This is a genomic window from Streptococcus infantis, from assembly GCF_047460875.1.
Lineage (GTDB): Bacteria > Bacillota > Bacilli > Lactobacillales > Streptococcaceae > Streptococcus > Streptococcus infantis_AA.
Genome location: NZ_JASHFI010000007.1, coordinates 80,377 through 105,816, shown reverse-complemented (window position 1 = coordinate 105,816; position 25,440 = coordinate 80,377). Strand labels below are relative to the sequence as shown.

At 38.9% G+C, this 25,440-nt stretch carries 23 protein-coding genes and 1 pseudogene; 5 read left to right on the top strand and 19 right to left on the bottom strand.

The window, feature by feature from the left end; all coding sequences use genetic code 11:
• From clpX to rlmD, 8 genes are all read right to left on the bottom strand, one after another.
• Positions 1 to 1,220, bottom strand: a 1,220-nt coding sequence (gene clpX / locus QM887_RS06140) for an ATP-dependent Clp protease ATP-binding subunit ClpX (protein WP_414270982.1), incomplete at its 3' end; no start/stop codon positions are given.
• Positions 1,221 to 1,251: 31 nt separating this feature from the next.
• Positions 1,252 to 1,422, bottom strand: coding sequence for a hypothetical protein (locus QM887_RS06135; RefSeq protein ID WP_000442255.1), 171 nt, complete (start codon positions 1,420 to 1,422; stop codon positions 1,252 to 1,254).
• Positions 1,422 to 1,928, bottom strand: coding sequence for a dihydrofolate reductase (locus QM887_RS06130; RefSeq protein WP_281334710.1), 507 nt, complete (start codon positions 1,926 to 1,928; stop codon positions 1,422 to 1,424). The genes QM887_RS06135 and QM887_RS06130 overlap by 1 nt, the downstream gene beginning before the upstream one ends.
• 127 nt (positions 1,929 to 2,055) lie before the next feature.
• A complete protein-coding gene (locus tag QM887_RS06125) occupies positions 2,056 to 2,574 on the bottom strand; it encodes a Dps family protein (RefSeq protein ID WP_414270981.1) in 519 nt (172 codons plus the stop codon).
• Positions 2,575 to 2,723: 149 nt separating this feature from the next.
• The gene (locus QM887_RS06120; protein WP_414270980.1) at positions 2,724 to 4,505 is read right to left on the bottom strand and encodes an ABC transporter ATP-binding protein; all 1,782 of its coding nucleotides are present in this window, start codon (positions 4,503 to 4,505) and stop codon (positions 2,724 to 2,726) included.
• Positions 4,506 to 4,515: 10 nt separating this feature from the next.
• Positions 4,516 to 6,252, bottom strand: a complete 1,737-nt coding sequence (locus QM887_RS06115) for an ABC transporter ATP-binding protein (protein WP_414270979.1) — start codon at positions 6,250 to 6,252, stop codon at positions 4,516 to 4,518.
• Positions 6,253 to 6,375: 123 nt separating this feature from the next.
• Positions 6,376 to 7,134, bottom strand: a complete 759-nt coding sequence (gene tpiA, locus QM887_RS06110) for a triose-phosphate isomerase (protein WP_075232122.1) — start codon at positions 7,132 to 7,134, stop codon at positions 6,376 to 6,378.
• Positions 7,135 to 7,251: 117 nt separating this feature from the next.
• Positions 7,252 to 8,619: a 23S rRNA (uracil(1939)-C(5))-methyltransferase RlmD gene (gene rlmD / locus QM887_RS06105; RefSeq protein WP_414270978.1), complete on the bottom strand. Its 1,368-nt coding sequence runs from the start codon at positions 8,617 to 8,619 to the stop codon at positions 7,252 to 7,254.
• Between the two features lie 55 nt (positions 8,620 to 8,674).
• Here rlmD and QM887_RS06100 point away from each other — a divergent pair, with 55 nt between their 5' ends.
• The 3 genes from QM887_RS06100 to QM887_RS06090 all read left to right on the top strand — a co-directional run bounded on the left by QM887_RS06100 (position 8,675) and on the right by QM887_RS06090 (position 10,857).
• Positions 8,675 to 9,448 (top strand): aminoglycoside 3'-phosphotransferase, encoded by a 774-nt coding sequence (locus QM887_RS06100; protein ID WP_414270977.1) that lies wholly within the window; start codon positions 8,675 to 8,677, stop codon positions 9,446 to 9,448.
• Between the two features lie 10 nt (positions 9,449 to 9,458).
• Positions 9,459 to 10,235, top strand: a complete 777-nt coding sequence (recX, locus tag QM887_RS06095; protein WP_414270976.1) for a recombination regulator RecX — start codon at positions 9,459 to 9,461, stop codon at positions 10,233 to 10,235.
• Positions 10,236 to 10,323: 88 nt separating this feature from the next.
• The gene (locus QM887_RS06090; RefSeq protein WP_000775325.1) at positions 10,324 to 10,857 is read left to right on the top strand and encodes a DUF402 domain-containing protein; all 534 of its coding nucleotides are present in this window, start codon (positions 10,324 to 10,326) and stop codon (positions 10,855 to 10,857) included.
• Between the two features lie 358 nt (positions 10,858 to 11,215).
• Here the strand turns inward: QM887_RS06090 and QM887_RS06085 are convergent, their stop codons facing one another.
• The 7 genes and pseudogenes from QM887_RS06085 to QM887_RS06055 form a co-directional block, all read right to left on the bottom strand.
• Positions 11,216 to 12,073, bottom strand: a complete 858-nt coding sequence (locus QM887_RS06085) for an Rgg/GadR/MutR family transcriptional regulator (RefSeq protein ID WP_045763550.1) — start codon at positions 12,071 to 12,073, stop codon at positions 11,216 to 11,218.
• A gap of 12 nt (positions 12,074 to 12,085) precedes the next feature.
• Positions 12,086 to 12,858: pseudogene (locus QM887_RS06080) on the bottom strand (class I SAM-dependent methyltransferase).
• A 297-nt stretch (positions 12,859 to 13,155) separates the two neighbouring features.
• Positions 13,156 to 13,923 carry an epoxyqueuosine reductase QueH gene (locus QM887_RS06075; protein WP_049504710.1) on the bottom strand — a complete coding sequence of 256 codons (768 nt, stop codon included), beginning with the start codon at positions 13,921 to 13,923 and terminating at the stop codon, positions 13,156 to 13,158.
• Positions 13,924 to 13,990: 67 nt separating this feature from the next.
• The gene (locus QM887_RS06070) at positions 13,991 to 15,190 is read right to left on the bottom strand and encodes an MFS transporter (protein ID WP_414270975.1); all 1,200 of its coding nucleotides are present in this window, start codon (positions 15,188 to 15,190) and stop codon (positions 13,991 to 13,993) included.
• A 269-nt stretch (positions 15,191 to 15,459) separates the two neighbouring features.
• The gene (asnS, locus tag QM887_RS06065; protein WP_414270986.1) at positions 15,460 to 16,803 is read right to left on the bottom strand and encodes an asparagine--tRNA ligase; all 1,344 of its coding nucleotides are present in this window, start codon (positions 16,801 to 16,803) and stop codon (positions 15,460 to 15,462) included.
• 150 nt (positions 16,804 to 16,953) lie between these two features.
• A complete protein-coding gene (locus QM887_RS06060) occupies positions 16,954 to 18,132 on the bottom strand; it encodes a pyridoxal phosphate-dependent aminotransferase (RefSeq protein WP_414270974.1) in 1,179 nt (392 codons plus the stop codon).
• On the bottom strand, positions 18,129 to 18,617 hold the full coding sequence (locus QM887_RS06055; protein WP_414270973.1) for a DUF5590 domain-containing protein: 489 nt from the start codon (positions 18,615 to 18,617) through the stop codon (positions 18,129 to 18,131). Before QM887_RS06055 ends, QM887_RS06060 begins: the two co-directional genes overlap by 4 nt.
• A 275-nt stretch (positions 18,618 to 18,892) precedes the next feature.
• On the opposite strand from QM887_RS06055, the gene QM887_RS06050 reads away from it, so the two are divergent.
• The gene (locus QM887_RS06050; protein ID WP_414270972.1) at positions 18,893 to 19,441 is read left to right on the top strand and encodes an NAD(P)H-dependent oxidoreductase; all 549 of its coding nucleotides are present in this window, start codon (positions 18,893 to 18,895) and stop codon (positions 19,439 to 19,441) included.
• A 76-nt stretch (positions 19,442 to 19,517) separates the two neighbouring features.
• On the opposite strand, the gene QM887_RS06045 is transcribed toward QM887_RS06050, so the two are convergent.
• Complete coding sequence (locus QM887_RS06045) at positions 19,518 to 20,711, bottom strand: O-antigen ligase family protein (RefSeq protein WP_075229905.1); 1,194 nt, start codon at positions 20,709 to 20,711, stop codon at positions 19,518 to 19,520.
• A gap of 211 nt (positions 20,712 to 20,922) precedes the next feature.
• Here QM887_RS06045 and birA point away from each other — a divergent pair, with 211 nt between their 5' ends.
• Positions 20,923 to 21,858: a bifunctional biotin--[acetyl-CoA-carboxylase] ligase/biotin operon repressor BirA gene (birA, locus tag QM887_RS06040; RefSeq protein WP_414270971.1), complete on the top strand. Its 936-nt coding sequence runs from the start codon at positions 20,923 to 20,925 to the stop codon at positions 21,856 to 21,858.
• Between the two features lie 59 nt (positions 21,859 to 21,917).
• On the opposite strand, the gene QM887_RS06035 is transcribed toward birA, so the two are convergent.
• From QM887_RS06035 to QM887_RS06025, 3 genes are all read right to left on the bottom strand, one after another.
• The gene (locus QM887_RS06035; protein WP_414270970.1) at positions 21,918 to 23,108 is read right to left on the bottom strand and encodes an acetate kinase; all 1,191 of its coding nucleotides are present in this window, start codon (positions 23,106 to 23,108) and stop codon (positions 21,918 to 21,920) included.
• A 49-nt stretch (positions 23,109 to 23,157) separates the two neighbouring features.
• Positions 23,158 to 24,111, bottom strand: a complete 954-nt coding sequence (locus QM887_RS06030) for a class I SAM-dependent methyltransferase (protein ID WP_414270969.1) — start codon at positions 24,109 to 24,111, stop codon at positions 23,158 to 23,160.
• Positions 24,112 to 24,214: 103 nt separating this feature from the next.
• On the bottom strand, positions 24,215 to 25,342 hold the full coding sequence (locus QM887_RS06025) for an N-acetylmuramoyl-L-alanine amidase family protein (protein ID WP_414270968.1): 1,128 nt from the start codon (positions 25,340 to 25,342) through the stop codon (positions 24,215 to 24,217).
• Positions 25,343 to 25,440: the final 98 nt, after the last annotated feature.

The following is a 25,440-nucleotide window of genomic DNA, read 5'->3' as shown; positions in this document are numbered from 1 at the left end:
AGGATTGGCTTAGCTGTTCCATCAACTGCTTCTTTTGTGATACGAACAGTTTTCACATTTTCTTGACTTGGAACTTCAAACATAACATCTAGCATGGTTTCTTCGATGATTGAGCGAAGTCCGCGGGAACCAGTCTTACGTTCAATAGCTTTGTTAGCAATCTCTTGGAGAGCCTCATCGTCAAATTCAAGCTCAACATCGTCATATGAAAGCAAGGTCTGGTATTGTTTAACCAAGGCATTTCTTGGTTCCTTCAAGATGCGAACCAAATCATCTACTGTCAACTGCTCCAAGGCTGCAAAGACAGGCAAGCGTCCAATTAATTCAGGAATAATACCGAATTTCTGAATATCTTCTGCAATGATTTCTTGCATGTAAGAACTGTTTTCGTCAATAGCCTTGCTATTTTGTCCGAAACCGATAACTTTTTCACCCAAACGTTGTTTGACAATTTCTTCGATTCCATCAAAGGCACCACCCACGATGAAGAGGATATTCTTGGTGTCTACTTGAATCATTTCTTGTTGTGGATGTTTGCGTCCACCTTGAGGAGGTACGCTAGCTACAGTTCCCTCGATAATCTTGAGGAGTGCTTGTTGCACCCCTTCACCAGAAACGTCACGCGTGATGGACACGTTCTCGCTCTTCTTGGCAATCTTGTCAATCTCATCGACGTAGATAATCCCACGTTCTGCACGTTCGATGTTAAAGTCAGCTGCTTGCAAGAGTTTGAGGAGGATATTTTCAACGTCCTCACCTACATAACCAGCTTCAGTAAGAGCCGTTGCATCAGCAATGGCAAATGGTACATTCAAACTTCTAGCAAGAGTTTGAGCAAGGAAAGTCTTCCCTGATCCAGTTGGGCCAATCATTAGAATGTTTGATTTTTGCAAATCCACATCTTCTGACTCTTCACGAGTGTCATGGAAATTGATGCGTTTGTAGTGGTTATATACAGCCACTGCCAAGGCACGTTTGGCACGATCTTGACCAATCACATAGTGGTTCAAAATGTTTAGGAGTTCGATTGGTTTTGGTACTTCAGACAAGTCTGCCAAGACTTCCTCAGCCAACTCCTCACGAATAATTTCCTGAGCCAACTCCACACATTCATTACAGATAAAGGCATTGTTCCCAGCGATTATTTTTTTAACTTCTTCTTGGCTTTTGCCACAAAATGAGCAATAAACCATCATATCATTTTTCCTATTTGTAGGCATGATTCCCTTCCGTTCTAAATGATTTTTCTATCTAAAATAAGGTCATATAAAAAGCATGAATGCTATTCACCAAGTTTGTAAAAGCATTAAGCCAAAGTAGAGTAGCAAGTCCAAAGCGCTTTTTACGAAAAGCGTGTGTTCCAGCTACAAGACAGACAGCACACAAAAGAGCTGTAAAAAATCCAAAAATACTGCGCTCCATTAGACTTCCTTTCTCTTTCTATATTCGATGGTAAAATCATAGACATTTTTCTCATCTTTGGAATAAGATTTGCTTGCAACAGTCTCAAAAGCAGTCAAGTCAAAATCTTCTGGGAAATAGGTATCCCCTTCAACTTGAGCATGAATTTGTGTCACAATAATCTCATCGAGATAAGGTTCAAAAAGCTGAAAAATCTGCTTGCCACCAAGGATATAGAGATTCTTAGCCTGATGATGATACCAGTCTAAAACATCCTCAACATTTTGGAAAACCAGAGCACCTTCAATTGACTCTTCAGGATTGCGCGTCAAAATCAAGGTCTCACGTCCTGGAAGCAAACGTCGTCCCATTCCATCAAAGGTTACACGGCCCATTAAAATGGCATGATTCAAGGTTGTTTCTTTAAAATGTTTTAACTCTGCTGGCAAATGCCAAGGCAAACGATCCTCTTTCCCGATCACACCCTTTTCATCTTGAGCCCAAATGGCTACGATTTTCTTTGTCATGCTTTCATCCTTTTCATTGATAGTTCTATTTTATCAAAAATCTTCAAAAAAGACTGTTTTGGAATGCCCTCTTGAATAGAAAAAATCCGTAGAAAACTTCTACGGATTTTTAGAAAAATACAGTATCTTACAAACCAGGTGCTTGTCCTAATTCTGCTGCAAGTATCCAGACTGTTTTTTCAAGATCTGCCTTAGCACCAACGAAGATATCATTGGTTACATCATCACCTTCTTCATCTGTTACATCCAATGCTTTTTGGAAAAGAGTGATAAGGTAACGATAAATTTCAAGGACACGTTCCAAACTTTCTTCTACGTTACGGAACTCTCCAGCTCCTTCTTCGATTTCACTGTGTTGAAGGAATTCTGTCAAAGTAGAGTAAGGTTTGCCACCAAGAGTGATCAAGCGTTCGCTGATTTCATCAAGGTAACCATCAAGGCTATCCATGTATTCATCCATCTTAGGATGCCATACCATAAAACCACGTCCACGCATGTACCAGTGAACTTGATGAAGAGCGATATGCGCTACGTACAAGTCAGCCACGGCTTGATTCAAGACTTCCTTTGTTTTTACTAGCGCTTCAGGCGCTGATTTAGATAATGTTGTTACGTCTTTTAATGCATCTTTTTTCAATTCTACCATTTTTCTCACCTCATAATATTATTTTTGCAACCATATTTATTGATTACTACCTCAGTATACTACACCTAGTAGACAAAAGCAAGAAAATTAACCCATATTAAAAAAGTTGTAATTGACTGATAATTTAAGAAAATGAGTGGCTATTTACCCTAGCTATTTTCTCTGTTTTTACTAGAAAATTGACTTTGATAAAGATCATAATAGAAACCTTTTGCAGCCAAAAGACTTTCATGATTTCCCTGTTCGATTATCTGTCCATCTTTAAGTACCAAAATTTTGTCAGCTTCCTGAATAGTGGAAAGTCGATGGGCGATAACAAAGCTTGTTCTCCCCTTCATCAAACGTTTCATGGCCTTTTGAATCAAGAGTTCTAAACGAGTATCGACTGATGAGGTCGCTTCGTCTAAAATTAAGATTGTAGGATCCGCCAAGAGAGCACGCGCGATAGTTAACAACTGTTTTTGCCCAAGAGAAATATTACTTGACTCTTGGTTCATTTCCATGTTATAGCCACCAGGAAGGGTGCGGATAAAGTGGTCAACATTGGCCGCCTTAGCAGCTTCAACGATTTCTTCATCTGTTGCATCCAGATTTCCAAAGCGAAGATTTTCCTTGATACTGCCTTCATAGAGCCAGGCATCCTGTAGGACCATCCCAAACTGGCAACGATAGTCCTGACGAGACAGGTCACGAATATCTTGGCCATCCACTAAAATGGCACCAGCTGTCACATCGTAAAAACGCATGAGAAGGTTAATCAAGGTTGTTTTCCCTGCTCCGGTAGGTCCAACGATAGCTACCATCTCTCCAGGTTCAACATCTAAATTAAAATTGCGAATCAATGGTTTGTTTTCCACATATTGGAAATCGACATTTTTGAAACTAACTTGACCTGTCAATGGTGCTAGTTCTTTCACTTCAGCAGTTTGAACTTCTTCCTGTTCATCCAAAACTTCGAAGACACGATCAAGCGAAGACTTAGCACTTTGCATTTGCCCAGCTAACTGAGTGATATTTTGGATTGGCTGGCTGACTTGCCACACATATTGAACGAAAGCTTGCATATTACCAATCGTCAAGCGCCCTGCAATAACCTGCAATCCACCTAATACTGCAACAATCAGGTAGGTTAAATCAGATACGATGTGAAGGGCAGGCATCATCAATCCTGAAATAAAGCTCGCCTTAAATCCGACTTGTTGCAATTCATCCGTAATCTTTTCAAATCTCTCTTGAGAATTTTCTTCACGTCCGAAAAGTTTTAAAACATTGAAACCTGTCAAGTTTTCCTGTACAAATCCATTCATACGTCCCAATATAGCTGCCTGATGTTTAAAGTATGGCTGCGAACGATTTAGAATCGTTTTAGCTCCAAAATAAGTCACTGGAATCGACAAGATAACAATGATAGCCAGCTGAAGATTCAGATAGAGGACCATTCCCATAACAAAAAGAATGGTAAAGACTGCATTGACAATCTGTAAGAAAGATTGTTGTAGAGCGTTTGAAACAGTTTCAACATCACTGGTAAAACGACCTAACAAATCTCCAAACTGGTGTTTGTCAAAGTAGGACACAGGGATGCGGTTGATTTTTTCGCTCATTTCATTTCGCAAATCCTGTATCATGGACTGCACTGCATTGGTCATAAAGTAATTTGAGTAATAAGAACCCAACTCATAAAAAAGTCCACGTAAGAGATAGAACACCAGAATCACAGCAATATAAGAGGTATTTATACCTGCTCCTGCAACACCATTTGCCATAGCAAGGAGATTGCTGGTTAACTCTGTAATGGCAAGCCCCAATACAAAAGGCTCGATAACACTCATAATGACGCTGACTATTTTCAAGAAGACTGCAAAGAAAACAGAGAATCGGTAGGCTTTTAAATAGCTCCATAGACGAGCTAGACTAGATTGTTGTTTCATCCTTTACCTCCTATTCTTCTGTCAGAGACGCATTTTTTAGCTGCGATTCAGCAATTTCTCGATAGATGTCATTAGTTTCCATCAATTCTTCATGACGGCCACGACCAACGATTTCGCCCTTATCAAGGACGATAATCTGATCCGCATCCATAATGGTTCCAACACGTTGCGCAACAATCAATACCGTAGCATCTTGAGTCACTTCCTTGAGACGACGACGCAAGATAGCATCTGTACGGTAGTCCAAGGCTGAGAAAGAATCATCAAAAATGTAGATATCTGGACCCTTGATGACTGCCCGAGCAATCGACAAGCGTTGCTTTTGACCACCTGATAGATTGCTTCCCCCTTCAGCCAGATGAGTTGCAAAACCTTCTTCTCGACTTTCGATAAAGTCTTTGGCTTGGGCTACATCAGCTGCTTGGTGCAAGTCCTCATGACTAGCGTCCTCTTTTCCGTAACGGAGATTGTCTGCGATAGTCCCTGTAAAGAGCAAGGCTTTTTGTGGAATAAATCCAATTTTCTGGCGGAGTGATTTGAGACGGTAATCCCGGACATCAACACCATCGACCTTAATTTTCCCCAGTGTAACATCATAAAAACGAGGAATTAACTGAACCAGAGTAGACTTACCTGACCCAGTTGAACCGATAAAAGCAATAGTTTCTCCCGGTTTAGCAGTAAAGGAAATATTATGCAAAACAGGGCTTTCCGTTTCCCCAGGATAGGCAAAGGTTACATTATCAAATTCTAGATAACCATGGGTTGCTGTTTCTTGAATTCCGTCCTCATTTGGATCAATGGAAATAGGCATATCCATGATTTCCTTCAAACGCTCACTAGACACAGCCGTACGTGGATACATGGTAAAGAGGTTTGACAAGAAAAGGAAGGACAAGAGGGCGTGGAAACTATACTCGATAAAGGCCACCAAATCCCCAATCTGCAAACTTCCTTGCTTGAGAGGAACTAGAGCAAACCAAACGATAGCTACAATCATGGCAATAATGATTTGCACAAAAAGCGGCTCTGTCAAACCAGTCAATTTGAACAAACGATTCGAATTATCTGCATAGATTGCATTCTTCTCTTTGAAACGTTTTTCTTGGAAGTCTTCACGAGCAAAGGCACGAATCACTCGCAAGCCCATCAAATTTTCACGGACATATTGGTTTATCTTGTCCAGTGTTTTCTGTTGTTTTTCAGATAAGGGGCGCGTTTTCACTGCCACATAAAGGACTACTACAGCTAGGAAAGGTACTGAAAAAGCAACAATCCAGGCTAGTGAGGGGCTGGTTAAGAAAATCATGAGAATACTCGACAGCATCATCATGGGAGTGATAACACCCAACTTAAGCGTCTGCTCTGCAAACTGCATAAGGACAAAGGCGTCACTGGTAATACGAGTCACCAATGAAGAAACACCAATTTGTTCATATTCGTGATGAGAATACTCTTGTAATTTAGCATAAACATCATTTCGCATGTCCTTAACCATATTGGTGGTCAGTTTACTAGCAGCATAGGATAGAACAACCCGCCCAAATGTCCCCAAGACGATAATAACCAACATTACGATAGCCCAAAAATAGAGCTTTTCTTCATTACCTTGATTAATCCCCTGGTCAATCATGCGAGCAAGAACAGTCGGTAGCCCAAGATTGACAATCACAAAGAAAATAGCTCCGAAGAAGTCTAACACTAGCCACTTGGGATAACGTTTGAGATAAGACCAAATATAAAGCATAATTCTCCTTTCCTTTTCATTCAAAATGCAGAAAAGAGCGTGCTTTCGCACGCCTTTTTACTAAAAGAAGACAGACAATCTTAACCTCGAGGGAGGGAACTGTCTGTCTCAGATATTTGAAGCTTATTTTACAAAGTCAAGCAATGCCAAGAAGCTTTCTGGATCAAGTGATGCACCACCAACAAGAGCTCCGTCAACGTCTGGACAAGCCATGTATTCTGCAACGTTTTCAGGTTTCACTGAACCACCGTATTGAACACGTACTTTATCAGCTACTTCTTGACCAAAGTCAGCTGCTACAACGTCACGAACAACTTTACACATTTTTTGTGCATCGTCTTGTGAAGCTGATTTACCAGTACCGATAGCCCAGATTGGTTCATAAGCGATAACTGATGAAGCTACTTGTTCTGCAGTCAATCCTGCAAGAGCAGCTGAAACTTGAGCACCTACGAATTCAGCAGCTTTTCCTGCTTCGTAAGTTTCAAGAGACTCACCACAACAGATGATTGGAAGCATACCGTTAGCAAAGATTGCTTTTGCTTTTTTGTTGATATCTTCATCTGTTTCGTGGAAGTAGTCACGGCGTTCTGAGTGACCGATCACAACATAGTCAGTACCGATTTCTTTCAAAACTTGTGGGCTAGTTTCACCTGTGAAAGCACCTGCATTTTCAAAGTAGCAGTTTTGAGCAGCAACTTTAAGGTTTGAACCTTTAGCAGCAGCAAGAACAGTTGTCAAATCAAGAGCTGGAGCTGCGATACCTGCTTCAACAAGGTCTGCTGAAGGAAGTTTTGATGCTACAGCTTCAACGAATGCTTTTGCTTCTTCTGGGTTTTTGTTCATTTTCCAGTTCCCAGCGATAAATGGTTTACGTGACATTTCACATACCTCTTTTTTCATTTTATTTTCTACTTATTTTATCATATTTAAAGATAGCTTGCAAATCTTACTCTGTAACTAGAAGTCTTCTTTTCAAATACTTTCCAGTTGCCGTTTTTATCTAGAAGCTGGCTTTCTCCTGGTTAATTTGACCACTGCTTCTGTCCTAGCTGTGTGCGGAAACATATCAACCGACTGGATATAATGCAGATCATAGACCTCTACCAGACGGACTAAATCACGCGCCAAGGTAGACACATTGCAGGAAACATAAACCATCTTTTCAGGTGCGTATTTGACAATGGTATCCAAGAGCTTGTCATCTAAACCAGTACGTGGCGGGTCCACAATCAAAGCATCGGCACGATAGCCTTCCTTGTACCAACGAGGGATGATTTCTTCTGCAGTTCCAGCCTCATAGTGAGTATTGGTATAACCCATGCGCTTGGCATTTTCTTTGGCATCCTCAATAGCTTCTGGAATAATATCCATCCCTCTCAGACTTTTAACTTTTTTGGCAAAGGCAAAACCAATGGTTCCAACACCACAATAGGCATCAATCAGATGGTCATTCTCAGTTACGTCCAAGGCCTTAACGGCTTCACTATAGAGAATTTCAGTCTGTTCAGGATTGAGTTGGTAAAAAGCTCTTGGTGAAAGAGAAAATTCATAGTCTAATACACCCTCACGAATACTATCCTGTCCCCAAATAATCTCTGTCTTGTCCCCATAAATCTCACTGGTTTTTGCAGTATTGGTATTGATTGCGACAGTCACTACTTCAGGATAATCCTTGACTAGGTCTTTCACAAATTGAGTCAGATTTAATTGACGATTGGTCACAATGATAATCTGAACTTGCCCAGTTTTCCGTGCTCGACGAACCATGATGGTCCGAACTCCAAGAATTTTCCGTTCATCTGTAATCGGAATTTGATGATAGGTCAAGAGTTCAGCAATGCGATTGGCAATCGCTTGTGTCTCCTTGTCTTGGACTAGGCAGTCTTTTAACTCGACCAAATAATGAGAATTTTGAGCATATAATCCCGCCTTAACTTGGCCTTTAAACTTTCGAGTTTGGAATTGTAGTTTAGCTCGATAATACTTGGGTTTCTGCATACCAATAGTTGGTCTGATTTCAAAATTTTCATAGCCAGCAGGGGCAAATTTTTTTAGAGCTTGATGAAGAAGATCTGTCTTGAACTCTAGCTGCTTGTCATAATGTAGGTGCATAATCTGACAACCACCACACTCATTATAAATAGTACAGTCTGGAACCACTCGAAACTTAGATTTTTTATTAACCTCAAGCAGTTTAGCCTCAACGTAGTTACGCTTAACCGAAGTCACCTGACAATAGATATCTTCTCCCTTGAGGGCTCCTGGAACAAAAACGAGGGTTTTCTGGAAAAAACCAATTCCTTCCCCGTTAATCCCCATACGCTTGATTTTTAATGGAATTTTTTGTTTGACTTTTAGATTCATAAGTCTATTATACCACGTAGTTTCTCAATGGTTAAGAATATGTTACAATAAAACCATGAATACAAAGATATCTTTTTCCTCATTGGATTTTCCTGAGCAATTACGAACTTATATAGAGGAGGCAAACCTATCGGACAGCTCTTCTCATTCAGGCGCAAGGGTTCTCTATCTTGATTCAGGTTACTATTTAAAAATTGATCAAAAGGGAAGATTAGAGCGAGAAGCTAGCATTGCAAGTTGGTTTGAACAAGAGGGAATAGGAACTCCAGTCATCCGCTATCTATCAACAGATAAAGACTACCTCCTGACTAAAGAGGCTATTGGTCATGATGCTCTCGCTTTTTTAGACCAGCCAGAAAAAATCTGCCGAACCATGGCAAAGGCTCTTAAAAAGCTTCACAACTTAAACCCACAAAATTTTCCATCAGAAAATCATTTAAAAGCCTATAAAGAAAGAGCCTTTAAAAACTATGAAAAAGGGGAGTTCTATGCCAAGGCGCTCCTACCCCAATTTCAAATTAACAGTCGCGAAGAGGCCTTCCAAGTCATCCAAGAACAAGGGCACCTTTTAGAAACAGATGCCTTTATTCACGGTGATGCCTGTCTACCAAACTTTATTCTAAAAGATGCTGACCACTTCTCTTGCTTTATTGATCTTGGTTTGGCTGATTTTAGTGACCGGCATATCGATCTCTTTTGGGCAGTTTGGTCCCTCAACTACAACTTAAAAGATCCCAAATATGCTGAACTATTTCTCGACCATTACGGGAGAGAGCTGGTTGATAGCAACAAACTTCGACTCGTTGCTGCCTTCGAAGCATTTGGATAAGAGGTAAACCATGAAAATCACAAAACTTGAAAAGAAAAAAATACTCTATCTGCTCGAACTTGATAAGGACCAAACCTGCTACATTACAGAGGATACCATTGTTCGCTTTATGTTGACTAAAGGGAAAGAGATCTCAGCTGAAGAACTAACTGAGATTAAATCCTTTGCACAATTTTCCTACAGTAAAAATCTAGCTCTTTACCACTTATCCTTCAAGGCCCGTACTGAAAAAGAAGTTAGAGATTATCTTGCCAAACATGAAATTGATGAGAAAATCATCCCCAAAGTCATCCAGTCTCTAAAGGATGACAACTGGATCAACGACCGTCAGTATGCTTATGCTATTATCAACTCCAATCAGCTATCTGGTGACAAGGGAAGCTACATGCTGGTACAAAAGATTTCTCAAAAAGGTGTTGCCAAATCTATTATCCAAGAAGTCTTACAAGAATTTGACATGACGGAAGTCGCAGAACGGACAGCTGAAAAACTACTGAAAAAATACCAGGGGAAATTACCTGCCCGTGCTCTACAGGATAAGATTATCCAAGGCCTAACCAATAAAGGATTTTCCTATACAGAAGCCAAGTCTGCCTTTGATCAACTAGATAATCAGGTCGATGAAGAAACTATTCAGGAGCTAATTTTTAAAGAGTTGGATAAGCAATACCCCAAATACTCACGAAAGTATGAAGGATACGAACTGAAACAACGTTTGACCCAAGTTTTAGCTAGAAAAGGTTATGATTTTTCGGATATAGCCAGTGCTCTCAGAGAATATCTTTAATTTTTTCATGAAAAAACTAAGAACTTTAAACAAAAATGTGATACAATAGTAAACGATAAACTTATAAATTGTAGAAAGTTGGTTAGTTATGAAACTTCCAAAAGAAGGCGACTTTATTACAATTCAAAGTTATAAGCATGATGGGAGTCTTCACCGTACTTGGCGAGACACCATGGTACTAAAAACAACAGAGAACGCTATTATCGGCGTCAACGACCACACGCTTGTTACCGAAAGTGACGGTCGTCGTTGGGTGACTCGAGAACCGGCTATTGTTTACTTTCACAAGAAATATTGGTTTAATATTATCGCTATGATTCGTGAAAATGGTATCTCCTACTACTGCAATATGGCAAGTCCTTACTATCTAGACGAAGAAGCTTTAAAGTACATTGACTATGATTTGGATGTTAAAGTTTTTACAGATGGTGAGAAACGCCTCTTGGACGTTGAGGAGTATGAACGACACAAGCGAAAAATGAAGTATTCTTCTGACTTAGACTATATTTTGAAAGAGCATGTCAAGATTCTTGTTGATTGGATCAACAATGAACGTGGCCCCTTCTCAGAAGCCTATGTCAACATTTGGTACAAACGCTACGTAGAACTAAAGAATCGGTAAAGTTGTCAGAGGTCAGGATTAAAATCCTGACCTCGTTTTTTGGTAGTGTAAAATAAGTTGTGTAAACACAAAAAGGAATAAATCCAATATAGTAGATTTGCGACACATTGCTAGAAAGAGATTTATACAGAATTCGCGAAATATACAAAACAAATAGAAATACTAATATTTTTTTAATTTCTTTGTTCCTTGTAAGTTTACAACAAACTTATATCGTTTAATACAAAAATACGAAGATGATTGCTATAAAAGAATTCAGATCACCTTCGTATCAAAAATTTAGTTATTGTATTTCCACATAACATCAATCATTTAGTACGACATTTTGAAAATAATAATTTGACAGATAAAATGCTATTTAATCTACCAGATCATTTAATCGTTTTTGAAAATATAAAGCAATATTTTTAGATTCAATAAACTCAAAGTATTTAATGACATTTTGCATTTGTTTAATTCCAGATTCTTTAGACTCTATCAGGTATATTTTATATCCTTCTACAAACTTGAATGTAGATTTTTCAAAGACTTTCGTGTCATCTTTTAATAATTTTCTTAATTTCATTTCAAAGTAGTCTGCATATGATAGATGTGAATTTTCAAGGCAACAGAACCAAAAATTTAAACAAGCTGACACAACTAAATTTCTATTCTTACCGATTTTTTCGTAATAATGTGTACGCTCTAGTATTTCTTTTCCGACCCTGTAGATATAATCTATTTCAAAAAGATGATATAAATTACCAATCAGCGCTATCTCATAGGACTCCCAGCGTTCCTTCTGGAATAAATAGTCATATACTAAATTTAGATCATCTCTACTAACTACATAATTACAATCTATCTGATTTAATAGTCCCTGAACCATAATTGTATTTATTCTATAAGTTTTTTCTCCACTCTTCTCAAAAAGTTTTTGTTGCTCATTTTTTATTTCCTCCAATCCTTTAGTATTCAAACTATAAAAATTTGGAGATAAATTAACCAAAAAATCATCAAGCTCCGATCTTTTATAATGTTCTAGATAATTACAAAAATTCTCGATCGAAACATTGATATTTGATAATAATTCAAAAAACGTAGAAAGAGAAATTTCATTTTCTCCCCTTTCAAATCTAGAGAGTTGAGATTTTGATATAGAATCAGCTGCAGCATACTCTAAAGAATATCCGTTTAATTTTCTAAAATATCTAAAAGCTTCTCCGTAATTTTTCACAATTTCGTTCCCTTAACTTTCTTTTCGAGCGATAAACATACCATATTCTTTAGGAATAATCAACATACCATTATTAAACTCACTTTCCAATCTATTACGAATTATTTCCTCTTCTAGTGAACCTATTTCGGAAATTCCTTTCAAGGATTGAATATATTGAACTAGATCGTCTATACTTGTCACCTGTAGCTCATCATCATAAATTAATTTTTCCACAGTGTCAAAATACCTATTTAAAAAGCTTTCCCGTTTTGTAAAGTAAAAGTTTTATTTTCCAAATTTTGATTAACCACATCTTTAAATAAGCTTGCCAAATAATCTACAACTCCATTTTCACCAAATGTAGCACAATAAAAAATTCCTCCTTTTTTTAATACTCTATTCACTTCAGAGATAGCTTTATCAATGTTATTTACATGATGTAGAAGCATATTAGCAATAACAATATCAAAAGTTTCATTTTTAAAAGAAATATTTTGGATATCCATTCTTTCATAGTTGACATTATCTCTATTCCCAATCACTAACTTCGTAGTTTCTACCATGTCATTAGAAAAATCCGTTATAATCAATTGCTTCATCTTGTCTATTGAATCAAGATTACTTTTCCACAGTTCTCCTGTACCACATCCCAATTCTAGAATCTTTACCCCATCAGTATTTTGGTAGTTAGAAAATATCCAATTGTTAAACCCCAATCTATTTTTAGAATACCTCTTATGTAATTCCACTCGTATATCAAGATTATCATGACTTTTATATTGTTCAATTACTTCATCAATCATTTAAAATGACCTCCACTCTATAATTTGACATTATATCACAAGAATAAACACAGTGTTAAATAAGTTGTATAAATGCAAAAAGAAATAAATTTTCCACAGTATTGAACTCTTTATTGGACTTCTAGACTCCAAAAAATACTTTTAACCTAAACTTCATTTTTCATCCACAAGTTTTAAGTCTCAACTAGTTTATTGAAGGCTTGCGAGTCATGGACTAGGAATTCAAAGATTGGTCCATCGATTTCTCTCCATCACCTTTTCCTAGCAAAAAACCTGCCACATTAGGCAGGTTTCCCTTTAAATATCTAACTTCGTAACAGTGAACTTGATATGCGAATAGTCTTTTTCGATATCCTTATCTACCATAAAGGCTGTTGCGTCCTTCTTGACCTGTACCAAGTCAATATTCTGTGCTTGAGCGGCATAGACACAGCCACAGTAACATTGGCGATAAATGTCGTACTCTTCACACATTTCTACAGAGCGTTTATAACCTTGATTTTTCTTAAAATCACTCGGAAGATAGTGAGTGGTGTAGATTTTCTGCACATCAATCCCAATACTATTGATGGTTTGTGAATTTTTATGGGGACTGATGGTTAGGGCAGACCCAAAGTAATCAAATCCTAAGTCCATAGCCACTTGCGCTGTCTTATCCAAACGATAGTCAAAACAAACCTTGCAGCGATCGCCACCTTCAGGTTCTTCTTCCAAACCTCTGACCAGCTGACGGTATTCGTTGGGTTCATAGGGTGCTTCTAGGTATTGGACATGATTGCCTGTTCGCTCATTGAAATCACTGACAAACTTCTTGGTTACATAGGCACGCTTGTGATACTCAGCTTTAGGATGGATATTTGAATTAGCAAAATAGATAGTCACATCTGCATACTTGGTCAAATACTCTAAAGTATAGGTGCTACACGGAGCACAACAGACGTGCATGAGAATGGTTGGTCTCTCTTCATTTTTTTCCCAAACTTGAACCATCTTTTGCATGACACGGTCATAGTTGATCTTTTGATTGGGATTCATCTTGCTTAGAATTTCTTCTACATCGATCATACTCTTCTCCTTTTCCTCTTGCTATTGTACCACAGGATGATCCTTTGGGCAAATAGGTTTTCGTGTTTTACTCAGTTTTTAAGTCCTTATCTAATAGCTTGCCCATCCTTGTCAGACTGATTATTAAGATAGGACAGGTTAAAAGCAAGATAAGACCTAGAACTAAAAAGACAGCTATAAGACCCCAACGATCGATTAACCAACCTGTCAACGGGAAAATGACAATCATAGAAAGACTAAAGAGCATGGAATTGATACTAAGCATAGTTGCTCTTACACTGGACGGTAAATAGCCTTGTAAGTCATTGAAATAGATCGGCTGATAAACTGCATAGAGCGTATCGGTCAAAAGATATACGAGAAGAAAAGCAAAGGGAGTTCCAAAAAACACCAATAGTAAGGCCAAGCCCGTTAGTGCAACAAGCGTCGGAAAAACTCGATTGCTATTCCATTTTTTACCAATTTGACTAGCTACATAAACCGCTATAAGATTTAAGCCACTACCAATCAGCATGACCAGTGAAACCTGCCATCCTGCTAAGTCACTTATTTTCTGCTGATAGTAAAAGTAAAACATGCACATGAGTGTTCCAACTAGCTGATAAGTCATCATCCAATAAAAGAGTACTGGCTTTTCATGCCATTCTTTTCGAACTTGCAGGACAATCGTTTTAAAAGTTAAGGCTTCGTTTTTCTCTCTCTTAGCCATTGGTTCTTTCATAAAATAAATCAAGATTATAGAAAGAAATGAAAATCCAATAGCAATCAGATAGGTCCAAGCCAATGCTCCGTGAATAAAGAAGCCTGCCACAACTGTACCTAAGGTTCGGGTGACTTCTGCCACACCAGACAAAAAACTAGAAATCTGAAGATATCGGTCCTTTTGACCCGCTTCTACCGCAGAATCATATAAGAAAGCGGTACTGGTCCCCGAATCAAAATTATAAGACCAAGCATTGACCATCATGGCAAAAGCATAAATCCAAAAATTCCCCTGACCAAACAAAATCAAGATAGAGGACACAATACTGGCCAAGCGAGCCAAATAGAGATTGGTCTTGTAGCTAAATCGATCGGCCAACATACCAGACGGGATTTCACACAAGAGACTTGTCCCGTGAAAGATACTTTCTAATAGACCGATTTGAAGTAAGGAAAGACCATTTTGAATGAAAAATAAAATCCAAAAACTGGTAATTCCAAAATAAGAAGTGAATTCCAGACCTGCTAGGAGTGGAATATTGCGTTTGTAAGTTCTTTTAAACATCGTTTTCTCTCTTTCAATATATAATATGAGTTTTTCTAAAAGACTTACTTAGATTTGCCTACATTTTCTCCACCTCTTTCATTTAAAGTAATACTCAATGAAAATCAAAGAGCAAACTAGGAAGCTAGCCGCAGGCTGCTCAAAACACTGTTTTGAGGTTGTGGATAGAACTGACAAAGTCAGTAACATATATACGGCAAGGTGAAGCTGACGTAGTTTGAAGAGATTTTCGAAGAGTATAAAAACGCCAGACGGCGTTTTTATGGTCATTAAGGTTTGATACGGTGCAACATACGTGGGAATGGAATGGCTTCACGGATGTGTTTTGTACCTGCTGCGAAGGTAACCATACGCTCGATACCGATACCAAATCCACCGTGTGGTACTGTACCGTATTTACGAAGGTCAAGGTAGAATTCATATTCTGTACGATCCATACCAAGAGATTCCATCTTCGCTACAAGGGCATCGTAGTCTTCCTCACGCATTGAACCACCGATGATTTCTCCGTAACCTTCTGGTGCGAGCAAGTCCGCACAAAGAACGCGGTCTGGATTACCAGGGACTGGCTTCATGTAGAAGGCCTTGATGTCTGCTGGGTAGTTGATAACAAAGGTTGGTACACCAAAGTGATTTGAAATCCAAGTTTCATGTGGCGAACCGAAGTCATCACCATGTTCAAGATGCTCGTAGTCAGCGTCTTCATCATTTTCATGCTCTTGCAAGAGGTCAATGGCTTGATCGTAAGTGATGCGTTTGAATGGCTCTGCAATGTAGCGTTTCAAAAGCTCAGTATCACGTTCCAATGTTTCCAATGCTTGTGGAGCACGGTCAAGAACACCTTGAAGCAAAGCTTTAACATAAGCTTCTTGCAAGTCAAGTGACTCATCATGTGTCAAGTATGAATACTCTGCATCCATCATCCAGAATTCAGTCAAGTGACGGCGAGTTTTTGATTTTTCAGCACGGAATACTGGACCAAAGTCAAAGACACGACCAAGAGCCATAGCACCAGCTTCAAGGTAAAGTTGACCAGATTGGCTCAAGTAAGCTGGAGTACCGAAGTAGTCTGTTTCAAAAAGTTCTGTAGAATCTTCTGCAGCATTTCCTGAAAGAATTGGGCTATCAAACTTCATGAAGCCATTTTTATCAAAGAACTCATAAGTTGCATAGATGATAGCATTACGGATTTGCATGACAGCAACTTGCTTACGAGAACGAAGCCACAAGTGGCGGTTGTCCATCAAGAAGTCTGTTCCATGTTCTTTTGGAGTGATTGGGTAATCTTGAGATTCACCGATAACTTCGATGTCTGTAATATCCAACTCGTAACCAAATTTAGAACGTTCGTCTTCTTTAACAATCCCTGTTACAAAGACTGAAGTTTCTTGGCTCAAGTGTTTGATCGTTTCAAATTTTTCAAGACCCACTTCTTCACCGAATTTTTCGATAAAGTTTGGTTTGAAAGCTACACCTTGGAAAAAGGCAGTTCCGTCACGCAATTGCAAGAAGGCAATTTTTCCTTTTCCTGATTTGTTGGCAACCCAAGCACCGATAGTGACTTCTTGACCAACGTAATCTCTTACTTCGATAATTGTTACACGTTTTATCATCATTAATCATCCTTTTTTTATTTAACTTGTCCAAAGACATTATTACCCACTATTGTACCACAAATAATGCCTGATAGCTAGCTAGTTTAACAGAAATTCATAAGTTTTTAGCTACAAAAACCTCCGCCAAAAGGACGGAGGTTTAACTTCTTATTTTTCCATAAATCGGTGCAAACGACGAATAGCTTCTTTAAGAGTTTCCAAGTCTGTCGCATAACTGAGACGAATATTCTCTGGTGCTCCAAATCCGGCTCCTGTAATCAATGCTAGACCAACTTCCTCAAGGATAGCCGTTGTAAATGCGGTTACATCGCTATAACCTTTCATTTCCATGGCTTTTTTAACATTTGGGAAGAGATAGAAAGCTCCTTGTGGTTTGACAACCTCAAAGCCAGGGACTTGACACAAGAGTGGATAGATGGTATTCAAACGTTCTTCAAATGCTTGACGCATGACTTCCACAGAATCTTGCGGTCCAGTTAGTGCCTCGATTGTTGCGTATTGTGAAACAGCGGTTAGGTTAGAAGTTGTTTGACCAGTTAGTTTACTCATGGCAGCAATGATTTCTGGATCACCCACTGCATAACCTACACGCCAACCAGTCATAGCATAAGCTTTTGAAACTCCATTAATGACAATTGTTTGCTTGCGAATGGCTTCTGACAGACTAGAGATTGGAACGAACTCATTCCCGTTATAGACCAAACGACCATAAATATCATCTGCTAGGATGAGAATGTCATGTTCAACAGCCCAATTTCCGATAGCCAAGAGTTCCTCGCGAGAATAGATCATACCGGTAGGATTAGATGGTGAGTTAAGAATCAAGACCTTGGTCTTATCTGTGCGAGCCGCTTCTAATTGCTCCACAGTTACTTTAAAGTGATTGTCTTCCTTAGCTTGGACAAATACTGGAATACCTTCAGCCATTTTCACTTGATCCCCATAGCTGACCCAGTAAGGAGTAGGAATGATTACCTCATCACCTGGATTAATCACAGCCATAAAGAAAGTATAAAGGGAAAACTTGGCACCTGTAGCAAATGTGACCTCATTAGGCTTTACAGAATAACCATAATAGCGTTCAAAATAGGTATTGACTGCAGCTTTTAATTCAGGCAAACCTGAAGCTACCGTATAGAAAGAAGCACGTCCATCTCGAATGGCCTCAACAGCAGCATCTTGAATATTTTCAGGAGTATGAAAATCGGGCTGACCTAAAGTTAAGAAAAGAACATCTTTTCCTTCCGCTTTTAACTTCTTGGCTTTTGCATCGCTAGCCAGAGTGACGCTTTCTTCCATTTCTAAGACACGTTTGGATAATTTCATAGCTTCTCCTTTTCGAGTATGATCCCTGTTTCAAAATCAACCAGATAGTAGTCTCCACCAGACTTGATTTCCCAGACGGGCTTATCAGCGTAACGTCCAAAGGTAATCTTGTCGATTTCAGTTGCTCCTTTTTCTCTAACAACTGCTTCTGCTTTTTCTTGTGAAGTACCATTTTCTAGTTGATATACGTAAATATTGTTATTACTTTTCTCTATTAAAACAGCAACTGGTTTCTGATTCTTATCTTGACCAAGAACGCTATAATAGCTTTCTAAGCCATTAAAGAAATCAACCTGACTGACCGTTTCTAGATTCGCATACTGCTTGGCAAGTTTTTCCCCTTCCACCTTTGCTGTCTGATAAGGCTTCATGCTAAGCCACACCAAATAGAGAAAGGAAGAAGTCACAACTAGAGCCAGCAGGGTCAAGCCAATGCTGTACTGAAATAATAAGGAATTTTTTTCTTTTTTCTGTCTCATTTTCACTCGTCTATTTTACCATCTATCCTTCTTTATTACAAGTGAATAGAGGGATTGTTCTTAGATTTTTATAGGACTTGATTGGCTAGCTGGAGAAGGTCCAAACTAGCCATACATGGACTTTCCCTTAACTCTCCATGAATAAAATTTTGCCCTTGGGTTATTCTTTGAACAAAATTTTTTTGATTGCTGAGCAAATTCCTTGAAAATCATTTTGTTTTGTTGTAACATTATTTGTAACAACAGAGAAAACTCTGATTAAAATCCAAAGGAGACTCCCTATGTCTAAAAAAGTATTATTTATCGTTGGTTCACTTCGTGAAGGTTCTTTCAACCACCAAATGGCATTAGAAGCTGAAAAAGCACTTGCTGGAAATGTTGAAGTCAACTACCTTGACTACTCAGCAATTCCACTTTTTAACCAAGAACTTGAAGTTCCAACTCTTCCAGCTGTAGCAGCAGCTCGTGAAGCTGTTCTGGCTGCTGATGCAATCTGGATCTTCTCTCCAGTCTACAACTTCTCAATTCCTGGAACAGTGAAAAACTTGCTTGACTGGCTTTCACGCGCAATTGACTTGTCTGATACACGCGGAGCATCTGCTCTTCAAGATAAAATCGTTACTGTATCTTCAGTAGCAAATGCAGGTCATGAACAACTCTTTGCAATCTACAAAGACCTCTTGCCATTTATCCGTACACAAGTTGTTGGTGATTTTACCGCAGCTCGTGTAAATGATTCTGCTTGGGCAGATGGTCAATTAGTTCTCGAAGATAGTGTTGTAGCATCACTAAAAAATCAAGCTGAAGACCTGCTTAAAGCCGTTCAATAAAAGTCCCAAACTGTCTTAAATAACAATCAAAAAAAGCTATAGGAGAAAATAAAATAACTCCTATAGCTTTTTGTTGTTAATCAACTAATTCTTCTACTAAGGCACTGTGTTTGAGAGGTAGGCTACACATGACCAAAAGGAAGATGAAAGATGACTGAATCCAAAATAGAGCCAAGTCAAAAATTCCATGTACTGCTACTACTGTTAGGAATGAAAGATAAAGACCAACTATTGGACGTTTACTAGGTACCTGACTCATATCAATCAGCATACGGATTGGAGTCGCTGAAGCAATCCCTAAAAGTACTGTTCCCACCACACCGTAGCTTAAAATCGTGTCAATGTAGATACTATGAGCATGTTCATGGTAGGGGGCACCGATACGTGGGAAAGAGTGCATATAGGTTAGCGGTCCTTCACCCCAGAATGGATTTTGCTTAAACAAAGCCATCCCAGCATTCCAGATCGATATTCGTTCTTCCATAGATGAATCTAAGGTTCCCATCCGAACACCCAAATCACTTGAGAATAAAAATGCTAAGCCAACGCCAAAAACTCCAATACTAAGCCAAAAAGCACGCCAGTTTTTAATGGTCGTAAAGAGATAAATGACGGCTCCAAAGATGATGGCTGGAAAAGCTGTTCGATTCTGCGTAAAGTTCAATCCAAAGAGATTAGCAAAGATGGCAATCATAGAAAAAATTCGTAACCATCTTAATCGAGTCGTACTAATCAGGTAAAAACCAATCATAATACAGAAACAGCAGATAATTCCATAGTAATTAGGATTAAAGAAGGCAACCTCAGCTCGGTTTTGATGCCATACCTGCATCCGTGGTGATAGGAAGGTATAATCAAATTTCTTTACAATTTGGAAATGTTCCAAGGCTGCAAAGGCCGCTGCCAGAACACTAAAAGCTAAAACACCCTGTAAGGTCAAGCGGAAAAACTTAGGAGTTAACTGGGCTTGATAATAGTAAAAGAAAATGGCAAAAAGTAACATGCTCACCGAGGCCACTACTCCCATCACATTTTGTGCTAAGAGAGAAATAGCGGTACTATAGGCAATAAAAAAGAGCAAGACAGGGTGCTGAGACAAACGTTTCAAAATTCCCTTCATCTCCCCAGTATAAACTAACCAAAGTAAGTAGGAGAAAAAAATAATAACGAAAAGATAAAAAGGGAGAAAAATGCTAAGAATCACTCCAAGGAGAATTCTTTCTTGTTTCGATAAGCCCTTTAACTTTTCAATGATACCTATTGATTTCACAACAGATCCTTTCCTTCTGAATACTAAATTCAGATAAATAAGCTATTAAAACATTTTACCACTTTTCAAAGGATTTGAAAACCACTTTGCACATACCATGGATACTAAAACTCGGTAAAATTTTATAGCTTAAGAAGATTAGCCTAAAAAGCACTCACCCTTTTTTGAAAATATGGTACAATAACATTAATTGCTAGAGAAAGGTCTTACCATGAAATCCTACCAAGAAGTTTATAAAATTTTAGCTACTGAAAAAGACTATGTAAGTGGAGAAAAAATCGCTGAAAGATTAAGTCTATCCCGAACCTCTGTATGGAAGGCTATCCAGCGTCTCCAACAAGAAGGTCTTGAGATTAATAGCATTAAAAATCGTGGCTATAAACTCCTCCAAGGTGACCTTATCTTGCCCCAAGAGATTGAAGACCAGAGTCCCGTCACTGTCCGATTTAAACCCAAGACCAAATCAACCCAAACCGATGCCAAAGAAGCTCTGGAGGCTGGCTCTAACGGAGACACTCTCTATCTCTCAACTAGCCAAACTTCTGGACGTGGACGTTTTCAACGTCCCTACTTTTCTCCTCCTCAAGGAGGGATTTATATGTCTCTTCATCTCAAACCCAACCTTCCTTATCAAGACCTCCCTGCCTATACCCTCTTAACTGCTGGAGCTATCTACAAGGCTATCAAGAACCTTAGTCTGATTGATGTGGATATCAAGTGGGTTAATGATATTTATCTGAATCAGAAAAAAATTGCTGGCATCCTGACCGAAGCAATTACTTCTGTTGAAACTGGACTGGTAACAGATGTTATCATTGGGGTCGGGATCAACTTTTCTATTACTGATTTTCCCAAAAACCTACAAACAAAAGCTGGAAGCTTATTCCAGCAAAAAGCCCCTATCACTCGGAATGAACTCATCGCTGAGATTTGGAAATGCTTTTATGAAACAGAAGTCGATGAACTCCTCTATCTCTATAAAAAGCGCTCCATCGTTTTAGGAAAAGAGATTTCTTTTAAGCAAGATTCAGAGATTATTTCTGGTAGAGCATGTGAAATTTCTGACCATGGACAACTGCAGATAGAATTACCGACGGGTGAAAAAATATGGCTCCATAGCGGTGAAGTTTCCCTAACCAAATGGTAAGCACTCGTTAACAACATAAAAATCGACCTTCTTTAAAGAGAGGTCGATTTTCTTATCTTTTATTTTTTCAAACGTTCAACGTCACGAGCAATGACAAGCTCTTCATCCGTTGGAATGACAAGTACACGAATTTTTGCTGCGTCAGTTGAGATATCTCCAGTCACACCAAAGACATTTTTCTCTGGATCGACATCACATCCGAACCAAGAGATACCAGTAATGACTTTCTCACGGACAAGAGCAGCATTTTCACCAACTCCTGCGGTGAAGATAATAGCATCTGCTCCGTTTAGGACAGCCAAGTATTGACCAATGTGTTTTTGGATACGGTCAACGTACATTTCAAGAGCCAATGTTGCATCAGGATCGCCTGATTCCATTGCTGCTTGTACATCACGCATATCGCTAGACTTACCTGAAACACCCATCAATCCTGACTCGCGATTGAGGATGCGACTGATATCTTCAGGCTTGTTAAAGTCCTCTGTATTTTGCATCAAATAAGGAATGATGGCCGGGTCAATATCTCCTGTGCGAGTTCCCATCATAACACCACCAAGTGGAGTGAATCCCATTGAGGTATCAACAGATTGACCACCCTTAACAGCTGTAATAGAAGCACCATTACCGATGTGACAGGTAATCAATTTCAACTCTTCAAGTGGACGTCCCAAGAGTTTTGCTGCTTCTTGTGCAACGTACTGGTGACTTGTTCCGTGTGCTCCGTATTTACGAACCTTGTTTTCTGTATAGTACTTAGTTGGTAATGGATAACGATAGGCCTTTTCTGGCATTGTTGTGTGGAATGATGTATCAAAGACCGCTACACTTGTAATATCTGGCAACAATTCTTTGAAGGCACGAATTCCAGCAGCATTTGCAGGGTTATGCAAAGGTGCTAGAAGACCTAGTTCTTCGATTTTTTCTAGAACATCCCCTTCAACAACTGTAGATTCTTTAAAGTATTCTCCACCTGCAACGACGCGGTGTCCAACACCAGTAATTTCATCATAAGCTTTAATAATTTCAAAACGAATCAAGTCATCAAGCAAGATTTTTACAGCCAAGGTATGGTTTTCAATATCAAGAACTTGCTGCTCTGAACGACCATCAAACTTAACTGTGGAAACTGAATCATTCAATCCAATCCGCTCAATCAAACCTTTTGCAAGTACCTTTTCTTCTGGCATTTGGTACAGTTGCCATTTTAAGCTAGAGCTCCCAGCGTTAATTGCAATGGTTTTTGTCATAATTTATTCCCCTTTTTAAGCGTTTACAACTATTATATCAAAATTTATACTAGATTTCATATTCTTGAACCCAATTTTGAAAATTTTCCTTAAATTCCATCAAAATTTCAGGGTCCCGAAGACTGGCAAGTGGATAAACAAATGGCTCGATATCCTGCGCTAGCTTCTTTTGTAGAACAAAAATGGTCTTAGACTGGGCTCCTTGAGCAAATAGATCCTCTGGCAAAGTTACCATAGCCACTAGCTGAGCCTGTTCAGTTAACCATGTTTTCAGGAGGTCACTTTGAGGACTCGTCAAGAGATTGCTAGGAGCAAGGAAAATCGCGAACCCTCTCGTCTTAAGATACTTGAGAGATTGCTCCATCATCAAATGGTGAGCGTAAGTGTGTTCATCCTTAGCTGCCACTTGGTAACGTGAGGCTATTTGATCATCTGGATAGTAGCCAATCGGTAGGTCACTCACAATGACATCACTTTCTTTGAGGACCTGCGGCCGCACAGCATCACCCTGTACAAAGGCTGCTTGAAGATCCATGACTTCTGCCATACTTGCCGCCAGATCAATCAAGAGATCATCAATCTCAATCCCCAGGTAGTCTACTTTTTTGTTCATAGATGTCAAGAAATTAGCACCCAGAATTCCCATCCCAGAACCCAATTCTAACAGACTCAAGGCTTCAGTTGGCCAAAGCTGCTCGATTATAAAAATCATCAAGTGACCAATCGCGTCAGGTGTAAACTGGTGATTAGCCTGAAGAGGTTCCGTTTGCGAAGCTTTCATCAATAGGAATTGGTAGGACCGTAGCCACTCCTCTTTTCGAAGTGCCAAGCGTTTTAGGGCCTGGTTATTTTTTTTGACTTGCTCCAAATTGGTTTGGCCATCTAGGTAAATCCCATTTTGTTCAATCAGGGCATCGTAAAAGTTTGTCGCCAAATCGTTTTGAATGATTTGGACGTTTTCTAGTAAATAAGTATATGCTTGTTCAATTTTTTCAAAATCCATAATTCTATCTTATCAAAAATAGTGTCCTTTTTCCAGATTTTCATAATTATGAAAATGAAAAAAAGAAAATCTACCTTCTCAGTAGACTTTCTCTGTTTCATGATTATTTCCAAGCACCGCTGCCATCTACATAGTAGCCGTCTGGTGTGTATGTATTGCGAAGCATTTTACCAGATGAAGCCAGATAGTACCACTTACCATTGTCTTTGATCCAGCCTGTTGCCATTGCACCTGAATCTTTTAGATAATACCATGAGCCATTATCTTTCACCCAGCCTGTCGCCATTGAACCTGACTTGTTTAGGTAATACCAAGTGCTACCATCTTTAAGCCAGCCTGTTGCCATTGAACCTGAATCTTTCAGGTAATACCAAGACCCATTATCATATAACCAATCAGCTGAAATCATGGCTCCTGATGACTTAAAGGCATACCAACTGTCACCTTGATAGAGCCATGTTTGATTAAACATAACTCCTTTGTCATTCATAAAGTACCAGTTTCCATTGTCCTTAACCCAAGCATTTTGAACTAATTGACCTTGTTTTTGATAATACCAGTTCTGATGTGATTTTAACCAGCTTTCTGCTTTTACAATTGGATAAAGTTCTCTGAAGGCTCCTCCCCCCTTATAGTAATGACTGATAGATTCTGGTTTTGTAAGTTTTAACTCACCATTGTCATAGTCTTCCCAAGCATAGACTTTTTGACCATTGACAGTTTCTGGTAAGGTAGCTGTGTAGGTCTTGGTTTGATAGTCCCATTTAGTATCAAGGTAGGTGTATTGATCATTTGATTCTTTAATATGGTAGTAGCCACTCTTTCCACCATTATATACGTCATCTACCACTTTAGTGGACCAGGTCTTTACTTCATTTCCGCTCTTAGCTTCTACTACAATATCTCCACGGTATCCATAAGGTACATAGAAATTCAGGTAACGCCCCTCTGTACCGACCATAGACTTGTTTTTCTCTTGAGCTAGGAAATTTACAGTTTGATCTTGACCATTTAAAGTAACTTTCCACTCGATTTTCTCGTTGCTAGCCAAGTCTGATACTTTGATATCTATTTCATGGCCATTATTAAATCGGAGAATTTTGCCATCTTGATATTGAACACCACCCTTGATAACCCATTCTTCTTCCAATTCGAAGGCCTTTCCTGAATGAGGGAAAGCTAATAAAGCTAGACCTGCTAGAGACAAACTAAATAGTGTGATTTTTTTCATGGGATTTCCTCCTGTTTTTTTATGTTAATTATATCACTATGTTGTTTTTTTGACAAAAGATATCTAAATTTATATAGGAAAAACCTCTGAGATGACTC